16 protein-coding genes are annotated in these 18,539 nt (G+C 63.2%); 10 read left to right on the plus strand and 6 right to left on the minus strand.

The window, feature by feature from the left end; genetic code table 11:
* The first annotated feature begins 2 nt into the window (after window positions 1-2).
* Entirely contained in the window at window positions 3-1,058 is a 1,056-nt protein-coding gene (locus NKJ37_RS10835) for a succinylglutamate desuccinylase/aspartoacylase family protein (RefSeq protein WP_352773814.1), read from the plus strand.
* 273 nt (window positions 1,059-1,331) lie between these two features.
* On the opposite strand, the gene NKJ37_RS10840 is transcribed toward NKJ37_RS10835, so the two are convergent.
* A complete protein-coding gene (locus tag NKJ37_RS10840) occupies window positions 1,332-2,102 on the minus strand; it encodes an isocitrate lyase/PEP mutase family protein (protein ID WP_352773815.1) in 771 nt (256 codons plus the stop codon).
* Window positions 2,103-2,418: 316 nt separating this feature from the next.
* On the opposite strand from NKJ37_RS10840, the gene NKJ37_RS10845 reads away from it, so the two are divergent.
* Window positions 2,419-4,608, plus strand: a complete 2,190-nt coding sequence (locus NKJ37_RS10845; protein ID WP_292559717.1) for an anthranilate synthase — start codon at window positions 2,419-2,421, stop codon at window positions 4,606-4,608.
* Between the two features lie 5 nt (window positions 4,609-4,613).
* A complete protein-coding gene (locus NKJ37_RS10850; protein WP_352759541.1) occupies window positions 4,614-5,561 on the plus strand; it encodes a cation diffusion facilitator family transporter in 948 nt (315 codons plus the stop codon).
* Window positions 5,562-5,806: 245 nt separating this feature from the next.
* On the opposite strand, the gene NKJ37_RS10855 is transcribed toward NKJ37_RS10850, so the two are convergent.
* Entirely contained in the window at window positions 5,807-6,910 is a 1,104-nt protein-coding gene (locus NKJ37_RS10855) for a hypothetical protein (RefSeq protein WP_352553376.1), read from the minus strand.
* A 102-nt stretch (window positions 6,911-7,012) separates the two neighbouring features.
* Between NKJ37_RS10855 and NKJ37_RS10860 the strand changes: the two genes are divergently transcribed.
* The 5 genes from NKJ37_RS10860 (at window position 7,013) to NKJ37_RS10880 (ending at window position 10,220) form a co-directional block, all read left to right on the plus strand.
* Window positions 7,013-7,450 (plus strand): DsrE family protein, encoded by a 438-nt coding sequence (locus NKJ37_RS10860; RefSeq protein WP_352553374.1) that lies wholly within the window; start codon window positions 7,013-7,015, stop codon window positions 7,448-7,450.
* Window positions 7,451-7,600: 150 nt separating this feature from the next.
* A complete protein-coding gene (locus NKJ37_RS10865) occupies window positions 7,601-8,380 on the plus strand; it encodes an SDR family NAD(P)-dependent oxidoreductase (RefSeq protein ID WP_352773816.1) in 780 nt (259 codons plus the stop codon).
* 63 nt (window positions 8,381-8,443) lie between these two features.
* The gene (locus NKJ37_RS10870) at window positions 8,444-8,752 is read left to right on the plus strand and encodes a putative quinol monooxygenase (protein WP_127290228.1); all 309 of its coding nucleotides are present in this window, start codon (window positions 8,444-8,446) and stop codon (window positions 8,750-8,752) included.
* A 28-nt stretch (window positions 8,753-8,780) separates the two neighbouring features.
* A complete protein-coding gene (locus NKJ37_RS10875; RefSeq protein ID WP_023809887.1) occupies window positions 8,781-9,026 on the plus strand; it encodes a type II toxin-antitoxin system Phd/YefM family antitoxin in 246 nt (81 codons plus the stop codon).
* A gap of 90 nt (window positions 9,027-9,116) precedes the next feature.
* Entirely contained in the window at window positions 9,117-10,220 is a 1,104-nt protein-coding gene (locus NKJ37_RS10880; RefSeq protein ID WP_352553369.1) for an AbrB family transcriptional regulator, read from the plus strand.
* A gap of 36 nt (window positions 10,221-10,256) precedes the next feature.
* Here NKJ37_RS10880 and NKJ37_RS10885 read toward each other — a convergent pair whose 3' ends face one another.
* Both NKJ37_RS10885 and NKJ37_RS10890 read right to left on the minus strand, forming a co-directional pair.
* Window positions 10,257-11,336, minus strand: coding sequence for an SIP domain-containing protein (locus NKJ37_RS10885; protein ID WP_352773817.1), 1,080 nt, complete (start codon window positions 11,334-11,336; stop codon window positions 10,257-10,259).
* Window positions 11,337-11,458: 122 nt separating this feature from the next.
* Window positions 11,459-12,343, minus strand: coding sequence for a LysR family transcriptional regulator (locus NKJ37_RS10890; RefSeq protein ID WP_352773818.1), 885 nt, complete (start codon window positions 12,341-12,343; stop codon window positions 11,459-11,461).
* Window positions 12,344-12,490: 147 nt separating this feature from the next.
* Between NKJ37_RS10890 and NKJ37_RS10895 the strand changes: the two genes are divergently transcribed.
* Window positions 12,491-14,026 carry an MFS transporter gene (locus tag NKJ37_RS10895; protein WP_023809890.1) on the plus strand — a complete coding sequence of 512 codons (1,536 nt, stop codon included), beginning with the start codon at window positions 12,491-12,493 and terminating at the stop codon, window positions 14,024-14,026.
* A gap of 23 nt (window positions 14,027-14,049) precedes the next feature.
* Here the strand turns inward: NKJ37_RS10895 and NKJ37_RS10900 are convergent, their stop codons facing one another.
* Complete coding sequence (locus tag NKJ37_RS10900) at window positions 14,050-14,826, minus strand: esterase family protein (RefSeq protein WP_023809891.1); 777 nt, start codon at window positions 14,824-14,826, stop codon at window positions 14,050-14,052.
* A 4-nt stretch (window positions 14,827-14,830) separates the two neighbouring features.
* Entirely contained in the window at window positions 14,831-15,997 is a 1,167-nt protein-coding gene (locus NKJ37_RS10905; protein ID WP_023809892.1) for an ATP-grasp domain-containing protein, read from the minus strand.
* A gap of 712 nt (window positions 15,998-16,709) precedes the next feature.
* On the opposite strand from NKJ37_RS10905, the gene leuA reads away from it, so the two are divergent.
* The gene (gene leuA / locus NKJ37_RS10910) at window positions 16,710-18,386 is read left to right on the plus strand and encodes a 2-isopropylmalate synthase (RefSeq protein ID WP_023809894.1); all 1,677 of its coding nucleotides are present in this window, start codon (window positions 16,710-16,712) and stop codon (window positions 18,384-18,386) included.
* Window positions 18,387-18,539 lie beyond the last annotated feature (153 nt).

Consider the following 18,539-nt stretch of genomic DNA (forward strand, 5'->3'; position numbering starts at 1 on the left):
TCATGCAGAAATCGATCGAGCGCATCGCCGGCGAAAGCGAAGGGGTTTCCTACGAATTCCCGCTGTTCCGCTTCACTGGTTCCGACAAGGCTGCTCCTTCGGCCTATCTGCAGGCGGCGCTCCATGCCGGTGAGTTGCCGGGCGTCGTTGCCATCGACGCGCTGATGCCGATGCTTGCCAGGGCGAAGGCCGAAGGCCGCATCAAGGGCAACCTCACCGTCGTGCCCTGGGCCAACCCTGTCGGCCGGGCGCAATATCATTTCGGCGAGCATCAGGGCCGCTTCCATCTGGGCACGCGCACCAATTTCAACCGCGGCTTTCCGCTGCTCGCCGCGCCCGACACAGCCCTCTTGCCAGACACCACCCTTGGCAGCGTCGACCAGCGGCTGAAGACGCGGCTGGTGCAGCTGTCGTTCGGCCATGACATCGTGCTCGACCTGCACTGCGATGACGAGGGCCTCGCCTATCTCTACGTCCACACCAGCCTGTGGCCGGCCATGGCCGATTGCGCCGCCGCCATGGGCGTCGACGCGGTCGTGCTGTGGAGCGAGGACACCGACGGCACCTTCGAGGGCGCCTCGATCATGCCCTACCAGAACGTCCCCGCCGATATGGCCAAGCTCGACCGTCGCGTCGCCACCACCGTCGAATATCGCGGCATCCTCGATGTCGACGGTGCCTTGGCCGACGCCGACGCCGACGGCCTCTACCGGCTGCTGGTGGCGCGCGGCGTGATCGCCGATAGCGCCCTGCCCGCGCCGGGTCCTTTCACCGGCTTCGTGGCGCCATTGGAAAACATCGACATGATGCCGGCGCCACGGGCCGGTGCCGTGCTCTACGACGTGAAACCCGGCGACCGCGTCGCCAAGGGCGCGCGCCTAGCCACCATCGTCCATGCACCGGGTGAAACCGATGGCCGCACCGAAGTGTTTGCGCCGCAGGATGGCATCATCCTGACCCGCCGCTCTCGCCGCATCATCCGCGCCGGCGAGGATCTCTTGAAGCTGGTCGGCGACAGGAAGAGCACCGACGCCCGGTCGGGGACGCTGGAAGATTGAGAAAGCTTTGCCTCGTAGTTTGCCGAAGCACTCCATAGCTTCGTCATTCTAGGGCGAAGCAAGGAGCGAAGCGACGCGGCGCAGACCCTAGAATCCATGCCGCGACTTCAAAGCGTCGCTACGTTCAGAATTCTGTTCCGCTGCGCCCTTCAACTGAGGTCGCGGCATGGATCCTCGGGTCTCCGCGACGTCGCTTCGCTCCTGCTCCGCCCGTGGATGACGAAGTTGCGAGGCTTCGGCCAATCCCAAACCCGTTGCATGCAGCATCACCGCCTAGCCCGAAATGGCCTGCCTAGCCTTCGCCTCCAGCCATTCGGCCATCTGCCGGTAAGGCACCGGGCCGTGGCTGATGCGGGCGACACCCAGTTCCGCCAGTCGCTGACGCGGCGGCACATGCGCCAGCGCGATGATATTGACCGGCAACGCGATTGCCTTGCAAAGCGTCTCGATCAGGTCCTCATCGCCAAGACCCGGCGCAAAGAAGCCGTGCGCGCCAGCTTTTTCGAAGGCCTGTGCGCGCTCTATGGCCTGGTCGAGCAGGGCGTCATCATGCGCATCCGGTTTCGCCTTGAGGAAGATGTCGGTTCGAGCGTTGATGAACGCCGGTATCCCGGAAGCCTTGACGGCCGCCGCCGCGGCTTCGATGCGTTTTACCTGAACAGCGATGTCGTGCAGGCCGCTGCCACCGACAACCTGGTCTTCGAAATTGAACCCAACAGCGCCAGCCCACAGTGCCAACGTTACCGTGCGAGCAACAATTTCCGGGTCGACGCCGTAACCACCCTCGAGGTCCATGGTCACCGGCAGGTCGACGGCAGTGACGATGCGCTTGATGTTGTCGAGCGCCAGCTCCAGCGGGATTTTCTCGCCATCGGCATAGCCGAAGGCGGCCGCCACCGGCCAGCTTCCGGTGGCGATCGCCTTGGCGCCCGCTTTCTCGACGATCTTGGCCGAACCCGGATCCCAGACGTTGTAGAGAACGATCGGGTTTCCCTTGACGTGGAGGGAATGGAACGTCCGCGCACGCTCGATCTGCTCGGTCATGATTGTTTTCTCGTCTTCCTGCTGTTGATGAACATTCTAAGCGCCATAGCCGGTTCTGGCGATGCACCATGAGGCGCAGAAGCGACAGCCACCGCAGGCTTTTCAAATCAGTTGCGCATCCGGTTTTTCGCGGCTATGGATTTCGCCATGAACATGCGTTCGATCAAGACCATTTGGTGGTGGGCCTGCTGACAGCGGCCTGTTCGAACACGTGCGCGTGAAAAGAGAGGGTGGCCGCAACGGAAAGTCCGGGCGGCCATTTGTTTTTTCCAAGCCATTCCCGGGTCCGTTGCCCAAGAAGCTGATGGAGACGGCAATGACGATGAAGGTTCTGGAAAACGGCGCGGAAAGTTTCGTGACCGCGGGTGGCATAACCATCACGCGCGCGCGCCACGACCGGCCCTATGCAGGTGCGATTGACGCCTATGTCGACGGCCTGAATTCGCGCCGCGGTGCGGTGTTTTCCTCCAATTATGAATATCCCGGCCGCTACACGCGCTGGGACACCGCCATCATCGATCCGCCGCTGGTCGTCTCGGCGCGCGGCCGTGCCATGCGCATCGAGGCGCTGAACCGCCGTGGCGAGGCGCTGCTGCCGGTCATCGGCAAGGCGCTCGCCAGCCAGGCGGATGTCACCATCGCCGAGACGTCGAAGACACTCATCCGCCTCGATGTCGCCAAGCCCGGCCGTGTCTTCACCGAGGAGGAGCGCAGCCGCGTCCCTTCAGTCTTCACCGTACTGCGCGCCATCACCGCTCTGTTCAAGACCGAGGAAGACGCCAATCTTGGTCTCTACGGCGCCTTCGGATACGACCTCGCCTTCCAGTTCGATCCGGTCGAACACACTCTCGAGCGCAAAGAGAGCCAGCGCGATCTGGTGCTGTTCCTGCCCGACGAGATCCTGGTCGTCGACCACTATTCGGCCAAGGCCTGGACCGACCGCTACGACTATGCCGGCGATGGGTTTTCGACGGAGGGGCTGCCGCGCGACGAAATCGCCGAGCCGTTCAAGAGCCCCGACCGCATCCCGCCGCGCGGCGACCATGAACCCGGCGAATACGCCAATCTGGTGCGCAAGGCGATGGATTCGTTCAAGCGCGGCGACCTGTTCGAGGTCGTGCCCGGCCAGATGTTCTACGAGCGCTGCGAGACGCAGCCATCCGAGATTTCGCGCAAGCTGAAGGCCATCAACCCCTCGCCCTATTCCTTCTTCATTAATCTGGGCGAAGGCGAATACCTGATCGGCGCCTCGCCCGAAATGTTCGTGCGCGTCAACGGCCGCCGCGTCGAGACCTGCCCGATCTCGGGCACCATCAAGCGCGGCGACGATGCCATTTCGGACTCCGAGCAGATCCTGAAACTGCTCAACTCGAAGAAGGACGAATCCGAGCTGACCATGTGCTCGGACGTCGACCGCAACGACAAGTCGCGGGTCTGCGAGCCGGGTTCGGTGCGCGTCATCGGCCGCCGGCAGATCGAAATGTATTCGCGTCTGATCCACACGGTCGACCACATCGAAGGCCGGCTGCGCGAAGGCATGGATGCTTTCGACGCCTTCCTGTCGCACGCCTGGGCGGTCACCGTGACCGGCGCGCCGAAATTGTGGGCCATGCGCTTCATCGAGCAGAACGAGAAAAGCCCGCGCGCCTGGTATGGCGGCGCGATCGGCATGGTCAATTTCAACGGCGACATGAACACCGGTCTCACCCTTCGCACCATCCGCATCAAGGACGGCATTGCCGAAGTGCGCGCCGGCGCCACATTGCTGTTCGACAGCATTCCCGAGGAAGAAGAAGCCGAAACCGAACTGAAGGCATCCGCCATGCTCTCCGCCATTCGCGACGCCAAGACAGGCAATTCCGCCAGCACCGAGCGAACCACCGCGCGCGTCGGCGACGGCGTCAACATCCTGCTGGTCGACCACGAGGATAGTTTCGTCCACACGCTGGCCAATTATTTCCGCCAGACCGGCGCCAACGTCTCGACCGTTCGCTCGCCGGTGCCTGAGGAAGTCTTCGACCGGCTGAAACCCGATCTCGTCGTGCTGTCGCCCGGCCCCGGCACGCCGAAGGACTTCGATTGCGCCGCAACCATCAAGAAGGCGCGCGCCCGTGAACTGCCGATCTTCGGCGTCTGCCTTGGCCTGCAGGCATTGGCGGAGGCCTATGGCGGCGAACTGCGGCAGCTACACATACCGATGCACGGCAAGCCGTCGCGCATCCGGGTCTCCAAGCCCGGCATCATCTTCTCGGGCCTGCCCAAGGAAGTGACCGTCGGCCGCTACCACTCGATCTTTGCCGATCCGGTGCGGCTGCCCGACGATTTCATCGTCACGGCAGAGACCGAGGACGGCATCATCATGGCCTTCGAACACCGCAAGGAGCCGATCGCCGCGGTACAGTTCCACCCGGAATCGATCATGACGCTCGGCCACAATGCCGGCATGCGCATCATCGAGAACATCGTCGCCCACCTGCCGCGCAAGGCCAAGGAAAAGGCCGCCTGACAATCATGGCCGAAACCGAGAACACGATGGCGATCGCGGCCAAGGCGGCCGCGAAGCGCAAGGTCGCCAATCTTGCCTTCTGGTCGATCATCATTGCCGCAATCGTGCTCGGCCTGAAACTCGTCGCCTGGTACGTCACCGGCTCCGTCGCGCTCTATTCGGACGCGCTGGAATCGATCGTCAACGTCATTGCCTCGGTTGCAGCCTTCTGGGCGATCCAGGTCAGCCACAAGCCGGCCGACCAGGACCACCCTTTCGGCCATCACAAGGCCGAGTATTTCTCGGCGGTGCTGGAAGGCGTGCTGATCGTGCTCGCCGCCCTTTTGATCCTCAACGAGGTCTGGCGCCACTGGCAGACCCCGGCACCGCTCGAACAGCCCTGGGAAGGTCTTGCCGTCAACGGCGTCGCTACAGTCATCAACGCCTTCTGGGCCTGGACGTTGATCCGCGCCGGCAGGGCGGAGAAGTCACCGGCGCTGGTTGCCGACGGCAACCACATCATGACCGACGTGGTCACCTCGATCGGCGTCTTCGGCGGCCTGGTCGGAGCGATCCTGACCGGCTGGCAGATTCTCGACCCGGCACTTGCCGTCCTCGTGGCGCTGAACATCCTGTGGCAGGGCTGGCACGTCATCGGTTCGTCGATGAACGGCCTGATGGACCGCGCCGTCGACACCCAGGAACACATGCGCATCCGCGACGTCATCTCGGCCAATTGCAAGGGCGCGCTGGAGGTGCACGACCTCAAGACGCGCATCGCCGGCCGCGCCACCTTCATCGAGTTTCATCTGGTCGTCGATGCCGACATGTCGGTCGGCGCCAGCCATGTCATCTGCGACCGCATAGAGGACGCGCTGAAGGCCGAAATCCCCTCGGTGCGCGTCACCATCCATGTCGAGCCCGACGACGAGGCCAAGCTCCCCAAGGGCACGACGGCCGTGCCGTTTGCGTGAGGCGGTCTCCCGTCACGACCTTGGAAAATTAGCCAAAGCCCCTCGACTTCGTCATCCACGGGCGGAGCAGGAGCGAAGCTCCGTCGCGGAGACCCGAGGATCCATGCCGCGACCTTGGCCTCAGAGTGCAGCGGAACAGAATTCTGCACCGCAGCAGCGCTCGGATGTCACGGCATGGATCCTATGGTCTGCGCCGCGTCGCTTCGCTCCTTGCTCCGCCATAGGATGACGAAAACGCTGGGTGCTTACGGAGCGCATGCCGATTGCGGCATCGGCTGCAGCCGATAGACCTTGTCGTCGGATTTCGTCTTGCCGTCGGCGGCCTTCGAACACAGGTCGACGATCGCGAGTGCACTGTTGGGATTGGCCAGCATCATCGTGCCATCGGCACCACGCTTGAGGAAAATCTCCTTCTGCGCGATGTCGCAGGAGAAATCACTCATCTTCGAACTGGCCGCGCAGCGCCACTGGTCGGCTTCGGCCTGGCAGGAATAGGTCTGCGTGACTTTGGCCGATTTCTGCCGTGTGGTGACGGTAACGGCAATGTCGGCGCCATCAGGCCAGTTGGCTGCGTCGCCCCCTGAAGCAAACGACGCCAGTTCGACCGGGCCGCGGAAAACCCGGATCGACTTGGTGAGCTGATCGGAGTGCGAGCCGAGATGCGCTGCATCATAGTCGCGCCCATAGCAGAATGCCTGGTCCGGCTTCAGACGCTCGCGCAGCGGCGGGCCTAGCGCCGGGTCGACCGGATCGATGCGCGCGAACTCCGCCTTGCAGGTCGCCGCTGGGATCGGGTCGAGGCGAAAATTGTCGTCATCCTTGCCGAGCGCCTGCCTGTGATATTCCGCTGCGCTAAGCTCCTCTTCCGATCCGGCATCGAGATAGATGTCGGGCTGCAGATCCGAGAGGAACAGCCGGCCCTTGTCGTCGACCTTCAGCGACGCAAGCGTCCGGTCGCATTCCATGCCGCAATGGACCGGGCCTGTCTTGCCGTTCTCGGACGCATGATTGCACCAGCCACCGGCCCATTCCGGCGACTTGGCGCCGCGCACGGTGGTGGCGATGAAAGCATTGTAGGACGTGTCGGAATTCGCGGTCGGTTCCTCGTTCGGCCGGCTGACTGGATCATGGCCGTAGTAGAAGAAGATCCGGGCCACCTTCTGCTTCGGGTGCGCCTTGAGATGCCCCGCATCATAGACGCGGCCGAAACAGGCATCAGCGCCGTTCGGACTGAGTTCGGTGAGCTTCAGCGCATAGTCGGCGGAGGCCGGTCCGGCAAGCAAGCCAAGCAGCGCCGCGCCAAACCCGGCGCCGGCGACTGTCTTCCATTCCCCTGCCCTGAACGCCATGTGATCTCTCCTCCGCATCGACAGGACGCAACGTCAATTTATGCTAGTATTGCGGCCGCAGCCACGCAATTCGCGGCGGCCCGCCAAGCGAAGGAGGATGCCATGCGTCGGCGCGACATATTCCGCGCGGTTCTTGCCGGAACCGGAACGCTTCTCGGTTTGCGGGCAGCACAGGCAGCCGCCACCGAGCCCACAAGGCAAAAAGTCGCCTACCACTTGAGCGACACCGACAAGGTCAATTTCGTGCTCGGCAACATCAAGAACCACTATGAGGGCACCGGCGGCAATGTCGACATCGTGCTGGTCGTGCATGGTCCGGCCTTGGCCAGCTTCAAGTCGAAGGGAATATCGGCCGCTATTTCCGGGCGCTTCGCCGGCCTGGTGCGGCAGGGGCTGGAATCCCATGCTTGCGCCAACACCATGCAAGGCATGGATATTTCGCTCCCCGACCTGCTCGCCGGGTTTCATGCCGCCGACAAGGGCGGCGTCGTCAAACTCGCCGAACTGCAAGGCCAAGGTTACGCCTATCTGCACCCGTAGAGCGGTTTGCTTGGCGCAAATTCCCCAAGGGAAAGCGCTACTCCTTTTCCCGGGAAACCGTTTCACACGTTTCCTTGAATTGCTCAAAGGCTTGAACACCGGGGTGGCAAGGGCCTACGAAGGACAGGCAGACGTCCCGGAGGAAGAACCGTGCCAGCCACCACACTCAGCATACCCGATCTTGCCGGCAAGGCAGTGCTGGTCACCGGTGCGTCGACCGGCATCGGAGCGGCGCTCGCGCTGGCCTATGCCGCGCAGAAATGCAAGGTGGCGCTGCACTACAATTCGAGTCAAGACGCCGCCGAGAAGCTCGGCCTGACGATTGCCGACAAGGGCGGCGAGGTGTTTCTCGTTCAGGGCGATTTCTCCGTTGCCGCCGATGTCGAACGCGTTGTCGAGGACAGCGCGAAGTTTTTCGGCCGCCTCGACGGGCTGGTCAACAATGCCGGCGGCATGCTTGGCCGCGTGCCCTATGCCGAGCAGACCGAGGCGCATTACGACGCGGTCATGGATCTCAACGCGCGTTCGGTGCTGACCGCCTCGCGCAAGGCGATCCCATGGCTGAAGAAACAGGGCGGCTTCATCGTCAACACCTCGTCGATCGCCGCCCGCAATGGTGCCGGCGGCGGCGCCGGGCTCTACGGCTCGGCCAAGGCCTTCGTCTCCAATGTGACGCGCGGCATGGCCAAGGAGCTGATCGGCTTCGGCATCCGCGTCAACGCGGTGGCGCCCGGCACAATTCTCACCCCGTTCCACGAGCGCTATTCGACCGACGAGCAGATGAAGGGCATGGTCGCCACCATTCCGCAGGGACGCGCCGGCACGGCGCAGGATTGCGTCGGCGCCTATCTGTTCCTCTCTTCCGATCTTCTCAGCGGCTACATCACCGGCCAGGTGATCGAGGTGAATGGCGGCCAGTTGATGCCTTGAACGGCTATCGGCATACTGGCGGTCTGCACGCTCTTGTCGAAAACCTCAAAGGGAGACAACGGAATGTACGGACTGATCGGCAAGATGCGGGCGGCGCGCGGCCAGCGTGACGCGGTCATCGACCTCCTGCGCGCCAGCACCGGCGCCCTGCCGGGTTGCCTGAACTACATCATCGCCCGCGACCCCGCGGATGCCGATGCGATCTGGGTCACCGAAGTGTGGACCGACGCCGAAAGCCACAAGGCCTCGCTGCAGCTTCCCGAAGTCCAGGCGGCGATCGCCAAGGCGCGGCCGTTCATCGCCGGCTTCGAATTCCAGGTCGAAACCCACCCTGTCGGCGGCTTCGGCCTGGCCGACGGCAAGACGGGGTGAGTTCGATGCCAACTTTGAGGAGCAACCTTTGACGCAGACAGTAAACATTCGCGATGCGAAAGCCCATCTGTCGCGCCTTGTGAGACGTGCAGCCCAAGGCGAGTCGTTTGTTATTGCCAAAGCCGGCAAGCCGTTGGCCAGAATCGTGCCGATCGAACAACCGGCTCTGCAGGCGCGACGGGTCGGTTTTATGGCCGGCCAGTTTTCCGTCCCCGACGATTTCGACCGCATGGGTCGCAATGAGATCGAGCAACGGTTCGACGCCGGCTTATGAAACCTGTTACTCGACACCTGGACGGGTGAAACAATAGTTTTCTATGAACCGCGGTTCGCATTTTTCGCCCTGCGGGTCTAAGAGCGAAACATGGATTCCTCGGCCGAGCAGCCCTCCCCGGACCTGCCCACACTCGAGCGCATGGCGCGGATGCGCAAGCTCTGGCAGTGGCTTGCCCTGCTGGTTGTTTCTCTCCTGTTTGCCGGCGCGCTGGAACTCGCCACCCTGCCGGCGGCGTTGCTGATCGGGCCGATGCTGGCGGCCATCGTCGCCGGCACCAATGGCGCCACGGTGCGTGTGCCGCGCCTTCTGTTCGGCGCCGCCCAGGCGATCGTCGGCTGCCTCGTCGCCAGCTCGATCTCGGCCGACATCTTTCCAGTCTTCTACCGGGAATGGCCGCTGTTTCTCGGTGTCGTGGTGGCCACCGTCACGGCCTCCAGCCTGCTCGGTTGGCTGATCAGCCGCTGGCGCATCCTGCCCGGCACCACCGCCGTCTGGGGTTCGTCGCCGGGCGCGGCCACCGCCATGGTGCTGATGGCCGGTGCGTTCGGCGCCGACCAGCGTCTCGTCGCCTTCATGCAATATCTGCGCGTCATCTTCGTCTCGATGACGGCAGCACTCGTTGCCAAGATGTGGGTCGACACATCGGGCGTCGAAATCCCCGCCATCACCTGGTTCCCGCCGATCGACGCCCAAGCCTTCGCCGCCACCATCGGCATCGCGTTTATCGGCGGCTTGGCGGGAAAGCTGTGCCGGCTGCCTTCTCCCTACTTCCTCGGCACCTTCATCTTCGGCGGCGTCATCCATCTCGGCCTGGGCGTTGAGATGCAATTGCCGCCCTGGCTGCTGGCATTCAGTTACGCTATGGTCGGCTGGTCGATCGGGTTGAATTTCACCAGGGCGATCCTGCGCCATGCAACGCGCGCGCTGCCGCAGATCATCGCCTCGATCGTGGCGCTGATCGCCTTTTGCGGCGGCCTTGCCTTCATGATCAGCCATCTCCTGGGCATCGATCCGCTGACCGCCTATCTGGCGACCAGCCCTGGCGGCATGGACAGCATCGCCATCATCGCCGCCGCAGCGCAGAACGTCGACATCTCCTTCGTCATGGCGCTGCAGTCGGCGCGCTTCCTGATCGTGCTGCTGGTCGGCCCGAGCGTCGCGCGACTGGTGGCGAGAAGCGTCAGGCAATAGGCAAAACCGACGCCGGAGACGGTCATAAGCCGCGGATTATTCCTCGCCGCCCTCGCCCACGCTGTGCGCGTCCCGGCGCCAGTAGGCGGTGACCAGGTGCCGGTCGCGCGACAGGTTCCACTGCTTGCGCACGATCTTGCGGATCTCCCGGAAATCGCCGAATTCGCATCCGGCCCAGACATAAAGACCGTCGGCAAGCGCCATGTGGCTGCGCTCCCGCAAGGCGGCTGGCAACAGGCCGGCGGTGCCGGCCTCTCGGCCGTGCCGGTAGAGCCAGGTGATATCGACATTGTCCCCTTGCGCCAGCGCGATCCGGTCATCCGGGCCATCGACCTCGATCAGTGCCTCGGCGCGGGTTGACGCCGGCAAATGCTCCAAAATCCGGCCGATGGCTGGCAGTGCGGTGTCGTCGCCGAGCAGAAGCAAGGTCTGCGCCACCGGGGCGTCGCCGCCACCGGGTCCGATCATGCCGATCACGTCTCCTGCCTGTGCGCTTTGCGCGAAGGCGGCGGCGGGCGTCTCCTGGCCTGGATGCAACACGAAATCGACGTCGAGCCAACCGCTTGCGGCGTCCACCGCCCGGATCGTGTAGACCCGCACGGCAAGCGCATCGTCGCCAGAAGGCCAGACGATCAAGCCGTCAGCGCCCATCGTCGGCCAAACCAGCCGGCGGCCAGGCGGCGGCAGCAGCAGCCGCATGTGCAGGCCGCCATGGGTAAATCGGCCGAGATCCTTGCCGGCGAAGCGCAGGCGCTGCATGTGCGCCGATATCCGCGTTGACGACATCACCGCGATCTCGCGGAAGAAGACCGGCGTACCGGCGTCGCTGCCGTCACCTTGCCAATGGATGCCCTTGGTCGTGCCGAGATGTTCGGCGACATGGCCGGCGACCGTCATCTTCATGTAGGACAGGCAGGTTTCGTCTGTCGCCGCGACCCGGATCAGCACGCTTTCATCATCAAGCGTAGCGCTCAACGAGCCGTAGTAGAGGCGGAGCTCCCACTGGTCGGCAACGCCAGTGTCAATCTCGAATTCGCTGTGCTCTGCGCGCAGCCGGTCCATCACCAACCTGATCGCCGCGTCGCTGATCCGGGTTTGCGCGCTAAGTTGGTCCATCGCTCAGTCCTTCGCAACAATTCGGCAAGCGCCGCAGCGCCACCGCCGTCAGCGACATGCCACAGCCGCTGCGGCGTTTCCACATAAACTTGATTATAAAATTCATATTTAGCGATGAACGCCTACCGCGCAGCAAGCCGCTCGGGAAGGAAGTCGACGAAGACGCGCACCTTCGGCGACAAATGGCGATTGGAGGGCCACAGCATCCGGAACTGGCCACGGCCGTCGACATGACCGTCGAGGACGGTACGCAGCCTGTCTTCGTGCAGCGCCTCGCGCACCAGGAAATCCGGCATGCAGGCTATGCCGAGGCCGGCGAGCGTGGCGCCCTTCAAGGCTTCCATGTTGTTGCAGGTCAGCATCGAGCGGATCTGCGGTTCGGCGCTTCCGGTCATGAACGGCCACTCCAGCAACCTGCCGCTGTTCAGGAAGCGGAAGTTTATGCCGAAATGCGTGGTGAGATCCGCCGGCACACTGGGGGCGCCATGACGATCCAGATAGGAGGGCGCCGCGCACAGCAGCATGCGAAAGGGGGCAACGGGTCTCGAAACAAGGCGCGAATCCGGCAGTTCGCCGCTACGGATCGCGACATCGATGCCCTCGTCGATGACGTCGACGATCCGGTCGTTGAAATCGATGTCGAGCTCTATCTCCGGATAGCGGGCCATGAACTCCGACAGCACCGGCAGCAGCAGATGATAGGTGACGATCGGAGTGGATATGCGCAGCCGCCCATGCGGCGTTTCCCGTGTCCGCGACAGCATCGCTTCGGCATCGTCGATGTCGTCGAGGATGCGGCGCACGCGCTCGTTGAACAGTCTGCCCTCTTCCGTCAGGCCAATCCGCCGCGTGCTGCGCTGCAGGAGCCGCACGCCGAGCTCCTGTTCGAGCCGCGCGACGCTCTTGCCGACGGCGGAAGCCGAGATGCCGAGCGCCCGCCCTGCAGCGACGAAACTGCCGAATTCGGCGGTGCGGGCGAAGGCCAGGAGCCCGTTGAGACGATCCATCGCGTCATTCCATTCGAGCGTTTCAGTCCGATATACCAGGAGATATAACACCATTTTTCCTGAAATGCCGACGACCTATCTTGTCGTCACGACCGGATCCGCAAACGCGCGGCCGACCGGCGAGTGCTGTTTCAGATAGGGAAATCCATGACTTCTAGGACCACAACCGGCTCTGCCGAGAGATGGCTCGTGCTCTTGTCCGTTTGCCTTGCCGCGATGACGATGCCCTTGACCTTCACCGGTCCGGCCGTCGCTCTGTCGCGCATCGCGGCCGATCTCGGCGGCAGTCCGATCGAGCTCAACTGGGTGACAAACGCCTTCATGCTGACCTTCGGCGCCACCCTGATGGCGTCGGGCGCTCTGGCCGACAACCATGGCCGCAAGCGCCTCTTCCTCGTCGGCCTCTCCCTCTATGTCCTGGCGTCGCTGGGCGCGATGCTGGCGCCGGACATCATCTGGTTCGACATTTTCCGGGCCGCGCAGGGGATCGGCAGTGCGGCCGCCTTCGCTGGCGGCGCCTCGGCACTCGCCCAGGAACTCGAAGGGCCATTGCGGCTGCGCGCCTTCAGCTTTCTCGGCACCAGTTTCGGCATCGGCCTCGCCTTCGGCCCGATCGCGTCGGGCCTGCTTATCTCTGCATTCGGCTGGCGGTCGATCTTTATTCTGGTTGCAGCACTCGCGATTGCCGCCGCCATGCTCGGCCTGCGCACCATCAGGGAATCGCGAGATCCGGATGCGACTGGCCTCGACTGGGCGGGAGCCGGCACCTTCACGATCGCGCTGGCGTCGCTGACCTATGGCGTGCTCCAGGCCCCGCAGCGCGGCTGGGCCGATCCCCTTGTCGTCACCCTTCTGGCCGCTTCTGTCATCTGTTTTGTCGCCTTCGTCTTTGTCGAGCGGCGCGCACAACGGCCGATGCTTGACCTCACGCTGTTTGCCTATCCCCGCTTCGTCGGCGTCCAGTTTCTGGCTGCGGCACCCGCTTACGCCTTCGTCGTCCTGCTCGTCCTGTTGCCGATCCGCTTCATCGGCATCGAGGGCATGAGCGAGATCAAGGCCGGGCAATTGATGATCTGCCTATCAGGCCCGCTGCTGATCCTGCCGATGCTCGCCGGACAGCTGGCGCGCTGGATCGCGCCGGCCACGATCTGCGGCGTCGGCCTGCTTGTCGCTGCCGCCGGGCTTGTCTGGCTGAGCCTGACACCACCGGTCGATAGTGCGCTGGTGGCGCCGCTGATGCTGATCGGCGTCGGCATCGCCCTGCCCTGGGGATTGATGGACGGGCTTGCCGTCAGTGTCGTGCCGAGAGAGCGCGCCGGCATGGCGGTCGGCATCTTCAACACCACCCGCGTCGCCTGCGAGGGTGTGGCGCTCGCGATCGTCATGGCGACCCTTTCCGGCTTTACCGCCGCGCAGGTCGCCGCCGAGGAAACGGCATCTTCGACGGAGGCGGCGGCGGCAGCCCAGCTGCTGGTGACCGGCAATCTCGGCGAAGCAGCACAACATCTGCCCCAAGCCGGAGCCGCTGTTCTGGTCCAGGCCTACGAGACGGCGTTCGACAGGCTGCTGATCGTGCTGGCGGCAATCACCGTCATGACCGCCGTCGTCGTCTTCCTTGGCCTGCGTCGCGGATCGGCTTCAGGTGAAAGTGTCGACGTCCAGGCAGTGCCGCAGGAAGGGTAGCAGTCAGCGGACGGCCCCCGCTATCAATCGAGCCTGTGCATCAGGTCCTCATCCAGCCAGCGGCCGAAGAAATAGACCAGTTGCTTGTGCCACCACGGCCAGTCGTGGCTGACATCGCCACCCCAATAATCGACCCAGGCGGGAATGGACTTGTCGCGCAGGATTTGTTCCAACCTGCGCGTCTCGACCAGCATCCGCTCTTCCCATGCGCCCTGCCCGCAGCAGAAGATCAGCCTGAGCGCCTTCAGCCGGGTCAGCAGTTTGGGATCGACGATGCCGGGCAGATAGTCCAGCGGCGAGTTGTAGAAAATGTCGCCCTCGAGCGCTTTGCCGAAGAAGTCGCGCGCCGAATAGACGCCCGACAGCGCGATGACGCCGCTGGCAAGTTCGGGAAAGCGGAAGACGAAGTTCGACGAGTGATAGCCGCCCATCGAACAGCCCGAGAACAGCGGCTTCAGCTTGCGGCCGCCATTGGCCTGCTCGGCTGCGGACAGGAACTCCGGCAGCGCCTCCTCGCGCACATAGCGGAAATAGGCTTCGTGGCGGGCGATGCGATGGGCCGCGTCGGCATGCTTGTCGAAGAAGGATTCCGAATCGACGCCGTCGACCGTGAACAGCTGGATGCGGCCGGTGTCGATGAATTCGGCCAGTGCGCCCACCCCGCCGGAATCCTCGAACTGGTAGAACCGGCCCTGCGAGGTCGGAAACACCACCACCGGCCGGCCGGCATGGCCGTAGCGCTTGTATTCCATGTCGCGGCCGAGCTGGCTCGAGAAATTCTTGTGATAGGAGATGTCCATCGCCTCACGCCTTTTCCGCGTGGATATAGGCGACTGCCTCGCGCAACGCTGCTTCGTCCTTCGAGCGCATCTGATAGGCGTAATTTCCCATGGCGCGGCTGAAAACCTCTTCGATGGCCTGATGGTGGACGATCTTGTCGCGGTGCGCGGCTAGCACGTCCTCATGGCTGTGCAAATAGTGGAGGCGTCGCTTGCGGCTGGCATAGGCGGTGAAGTATTTGCCCTCGTAAGGGCCGCCGGCGGCATCTCTGACCACCATATCGGCCCATGCCGCATAGACGTCGACGTCGAACGTATAGTTGATCGCATCGGTCATCCAGGCGCCGGGCGGACGCATGTTGACCTCCAGCGCGATGACCCGGTCGTCCTTGGTCTCGAACAGCTCAATGTGGAAGAAGCGTTCGCGCACGTCGAACGCCTTCAGTATCTTGCGGCCGGCCTCCTCGATCGCCGGTCTAACCTTGGGAAAGCAGGTGTAGCTCATGTGGCGGTCCTTGTTGACCACCTCCATGATGCTCTGGTCATAGCGATGGCTGGCCGCCAGCACCACCTCGCCGTCGCGGTTGACCAGCCCGTCATAAGTCACCACCAGTCCCTCGATGAACTGCTCCATGACGAAGGTCACGTCCTCGGGCTTGTCCCGGAAGAACTGGTCGAGTTCCTTGGCGTTGGAGATCTTGAAGGTGTTCGATGCGCCGGAACCGCTGTCGGGCTTGACCACCACCGGATAGCCGACGCGCCGGATGAAAGTCATGGCCCCGGCACGGTCGGAGCATTTGCGCTGCGCGATGGTGTCGACGCCACTCTTGCGGAAGAAGGCGCGCATGCGGCTCTTGCGCTTCAGATTCTTCACGAAATCGAGCTTGGTGCCGTAGATGTTGAAGTCGGAGCGGATGTTGGCTTCCAGCTCCAGCCAATGTTCATTGAGCGATTCGAAACGGTCGATGCGGCCCCATTTGTGGATGAAATGCCCCATCGCCCGGAACACCGGATCGTAGTCTTCCATGTCGGCGACACGGTAATATTCCGAAAGCGCCGCCTTCAGCTTGGCGTCGAGTGCGTCATAGGGTGCGTCGCCGATGCCGAGCACCCTGGCTCCGGCCTTCTTCAAACGGTCGCAGAAATCCGCGCCGTTGGCGGGAAAATGCGGGGAGAAGAACACGAAATTCATGGACAACCCCATCGCAACCCGTCGATGCCCAAGTCTGGCGCATTTGCAGCGCCTGGGGAAGGGCATGTGCGGTGGGGACAATATCCAGCAAAATCCGGCCAGCAAAGCCAAGGCACCGAACTCGGGTTCCCTCGCGGCCTTCGGCGCGTTGGCTGACGGAGCATCAAACGAAAAACCCGCCTGTGCGGCGGGTCACTGGCGCAGATCAGCACCATGGACGAATATGTACCGTAGCTGAGGTCACCCAGTCAAGAAAAAATTCCTATCGTGGAAAGCTGCCGGCACAAAGGCTGCCAACACTGCCGAACTCGCTGTCATCAGCATTACCCGCAATGCGGCCCCACTTGCCTCCCACAAGCCGCTCCTATATGAGATCAGCCATGAACACGCGCGCCACCAACGCTTCCCGTCCGACCGGTTTTTCCGGCGAGACCGTGCGCGCGCTGGCTTCGACCCTGCTTCTTCTCGGCCTTATCGGCGATCGCCGGGTTCGCTGAAGGAGCGCCCGGCGGTCGAACCGCCGCGCAAGCGCATGCTCCTTGGCAATCACATCAAGCGAACGAAATTCTGGTAAGGCGCCGCTCGCCATCAATCCACCTGAGGGTGGATCCATGAGCCGCCGGGAGAAAAGACGATGAACGCACGAGAAGAGATCCGTTCCGATGCCGCGGTAGCCGGCAAGGATGCGGAACGAAGCATCCAGAACAAGGGCATGTCCGACGCAGCCCGCAAATATCAGCCCTATCCGACCGTCGGCCTCACCGACCGCACATGGCCCTCGAAGGTCATCGACAAGGCGCCGATCTGGTGCTCGGTCGACCTGCGCGACGGCAACCAGGCGCTGATCGATCCGATGGGCCATGAGCGCAAGGCACGCATGTTCGGCCTGCTGCTCGACATGGGCTTCAAGGAGATCGAGATCGGCTTCCCGTCGGCCTCGCAGACCGATTTCGACTTTGCCCGCTGGTGCATCGAGGAAGGCAACGTGCCCGCCGATGTCTCGCTGCAGGTGCTGGTGCAGTGCCGGCCGGAGCTGATCACCCGCACCTTCGAGGCGCTGAAGGGCGCCACCAACCCGATCGTCCATTTCTACAATTCGACCAGCGAGCTGCAGCGTCGCGTCGTCTTCGAAAAGGACGTCGGCGGCATCAAGCGGATCGCCACCGACGCCGCCAAGATGATCACCGACATGGCGGCCAAGGCCGGCGGAGGCTTTCGCTTCGAGTATTCGCCGGAGAGCTTTACCGGCACCGAACTCGAAGTGGCGCTGGAGATCTGCAACGCCGTCACCGAGATCGTCAGGCCGACGGCGGACAACAAGCTGATCGTCAACCTGCCCTCGACGGTCGAGATGTCGACACCCAACATCTATGCCGACCGCATCGAGTGGATGTGCCGCAACCTCGACAACCGGGAGAACCTGCTGGTCTCGCTGCATCCGCACAATGACCGCGGCACCGGCATCGCCACCACCGAACTCGGCCTGATGGCCGGCGCCGACCGTGTCGAAGGCACGCTGTTCGGCAATGGCGAGCGCACCGGCAATGTCGACATCGTCACGCTGGCGCTGAACATGTACACGCAAGGTGTCGATCCGTTGATCGACTGCTCCGACATCAACCGGATGAAGGACGTCTACGAATATTCGAACCAGTTGAAGATCCCCGAGCGCCACCCCTATGTCGGCGAACTCGTCTACACCGCCTTTTCCGGTTCGCACCAGGATGCCATCAACAAGGGCATGAAGGCGCTGAAGAAGGCCAATACGAGCCTGTGGGAAGTGCCCTATCTGCCGATCGATCCGGCCGATGTCGGCCGCAGCTATGAAGCCATCATCCGCATCAACTCGCAGTCCGGCAAGGGTGGCATCGCTTATGTGCTGCAGGCCGATTACGGCCTCAACTTGCCGCGCAATCTGCAGATCGAATTTAGCCAGGAAATCCAGGCGATCACCGACGCCGAGGGCAAGGAAGTGCCGGCCAGGCGTATCTACGAGCGCTTTCTCGAGACCTATGTCGATCAGCCGGCCGCGCGGCTGAAATTCCTCGATCACCACACCTATCCCAGCACCGAAATCAAGGGCCGGCGCGTCGTCGAGGCGGTCATCCTGGACAATGGCAAGGAAGTGACGATCTCCGGCACAGGCACCGGTCCGATCGACGGCTTCGTCGATGCGCTGTCGCGCCATGTCGGCGTCGAGATGTCGGTGCTCGACTATTCCGAGCACTCGATGCAGCGCGGCTCGAACGCGTCAGCCATTTCGTATGTCGAGATGGAGTATCCCCAGGGCAAGCTGTTCGGCGCCGGCATCAACACCAACATCGTCGCCGCCTCACTGGAGGCGGTGATGTCTGCCGCGAACCGTATCGTCGGTAAAAAAGCCGGCTGACGCCCGACGGGAACAAAGATCGGAACCCTCCCAACCTGGTGAACGGTTCCGATCTTTCGGGCCATTAACCACCGCGGAATTATCCGGTGGGTACGTGATCGCATAACGGGGTGTATACTTGTGTGGTGGTGCGGGACCTATATGATCGCGCCT

Source organism: Mesorhizobium sp. M0140 (genome assembly GCF_040322475.1).
Taxonomy (GTDB): Bacteria; Pseudomonadota; Alphaproteobacteria; order Rhizobiales; family Rhizobiaceae; genus Mesorhizobium.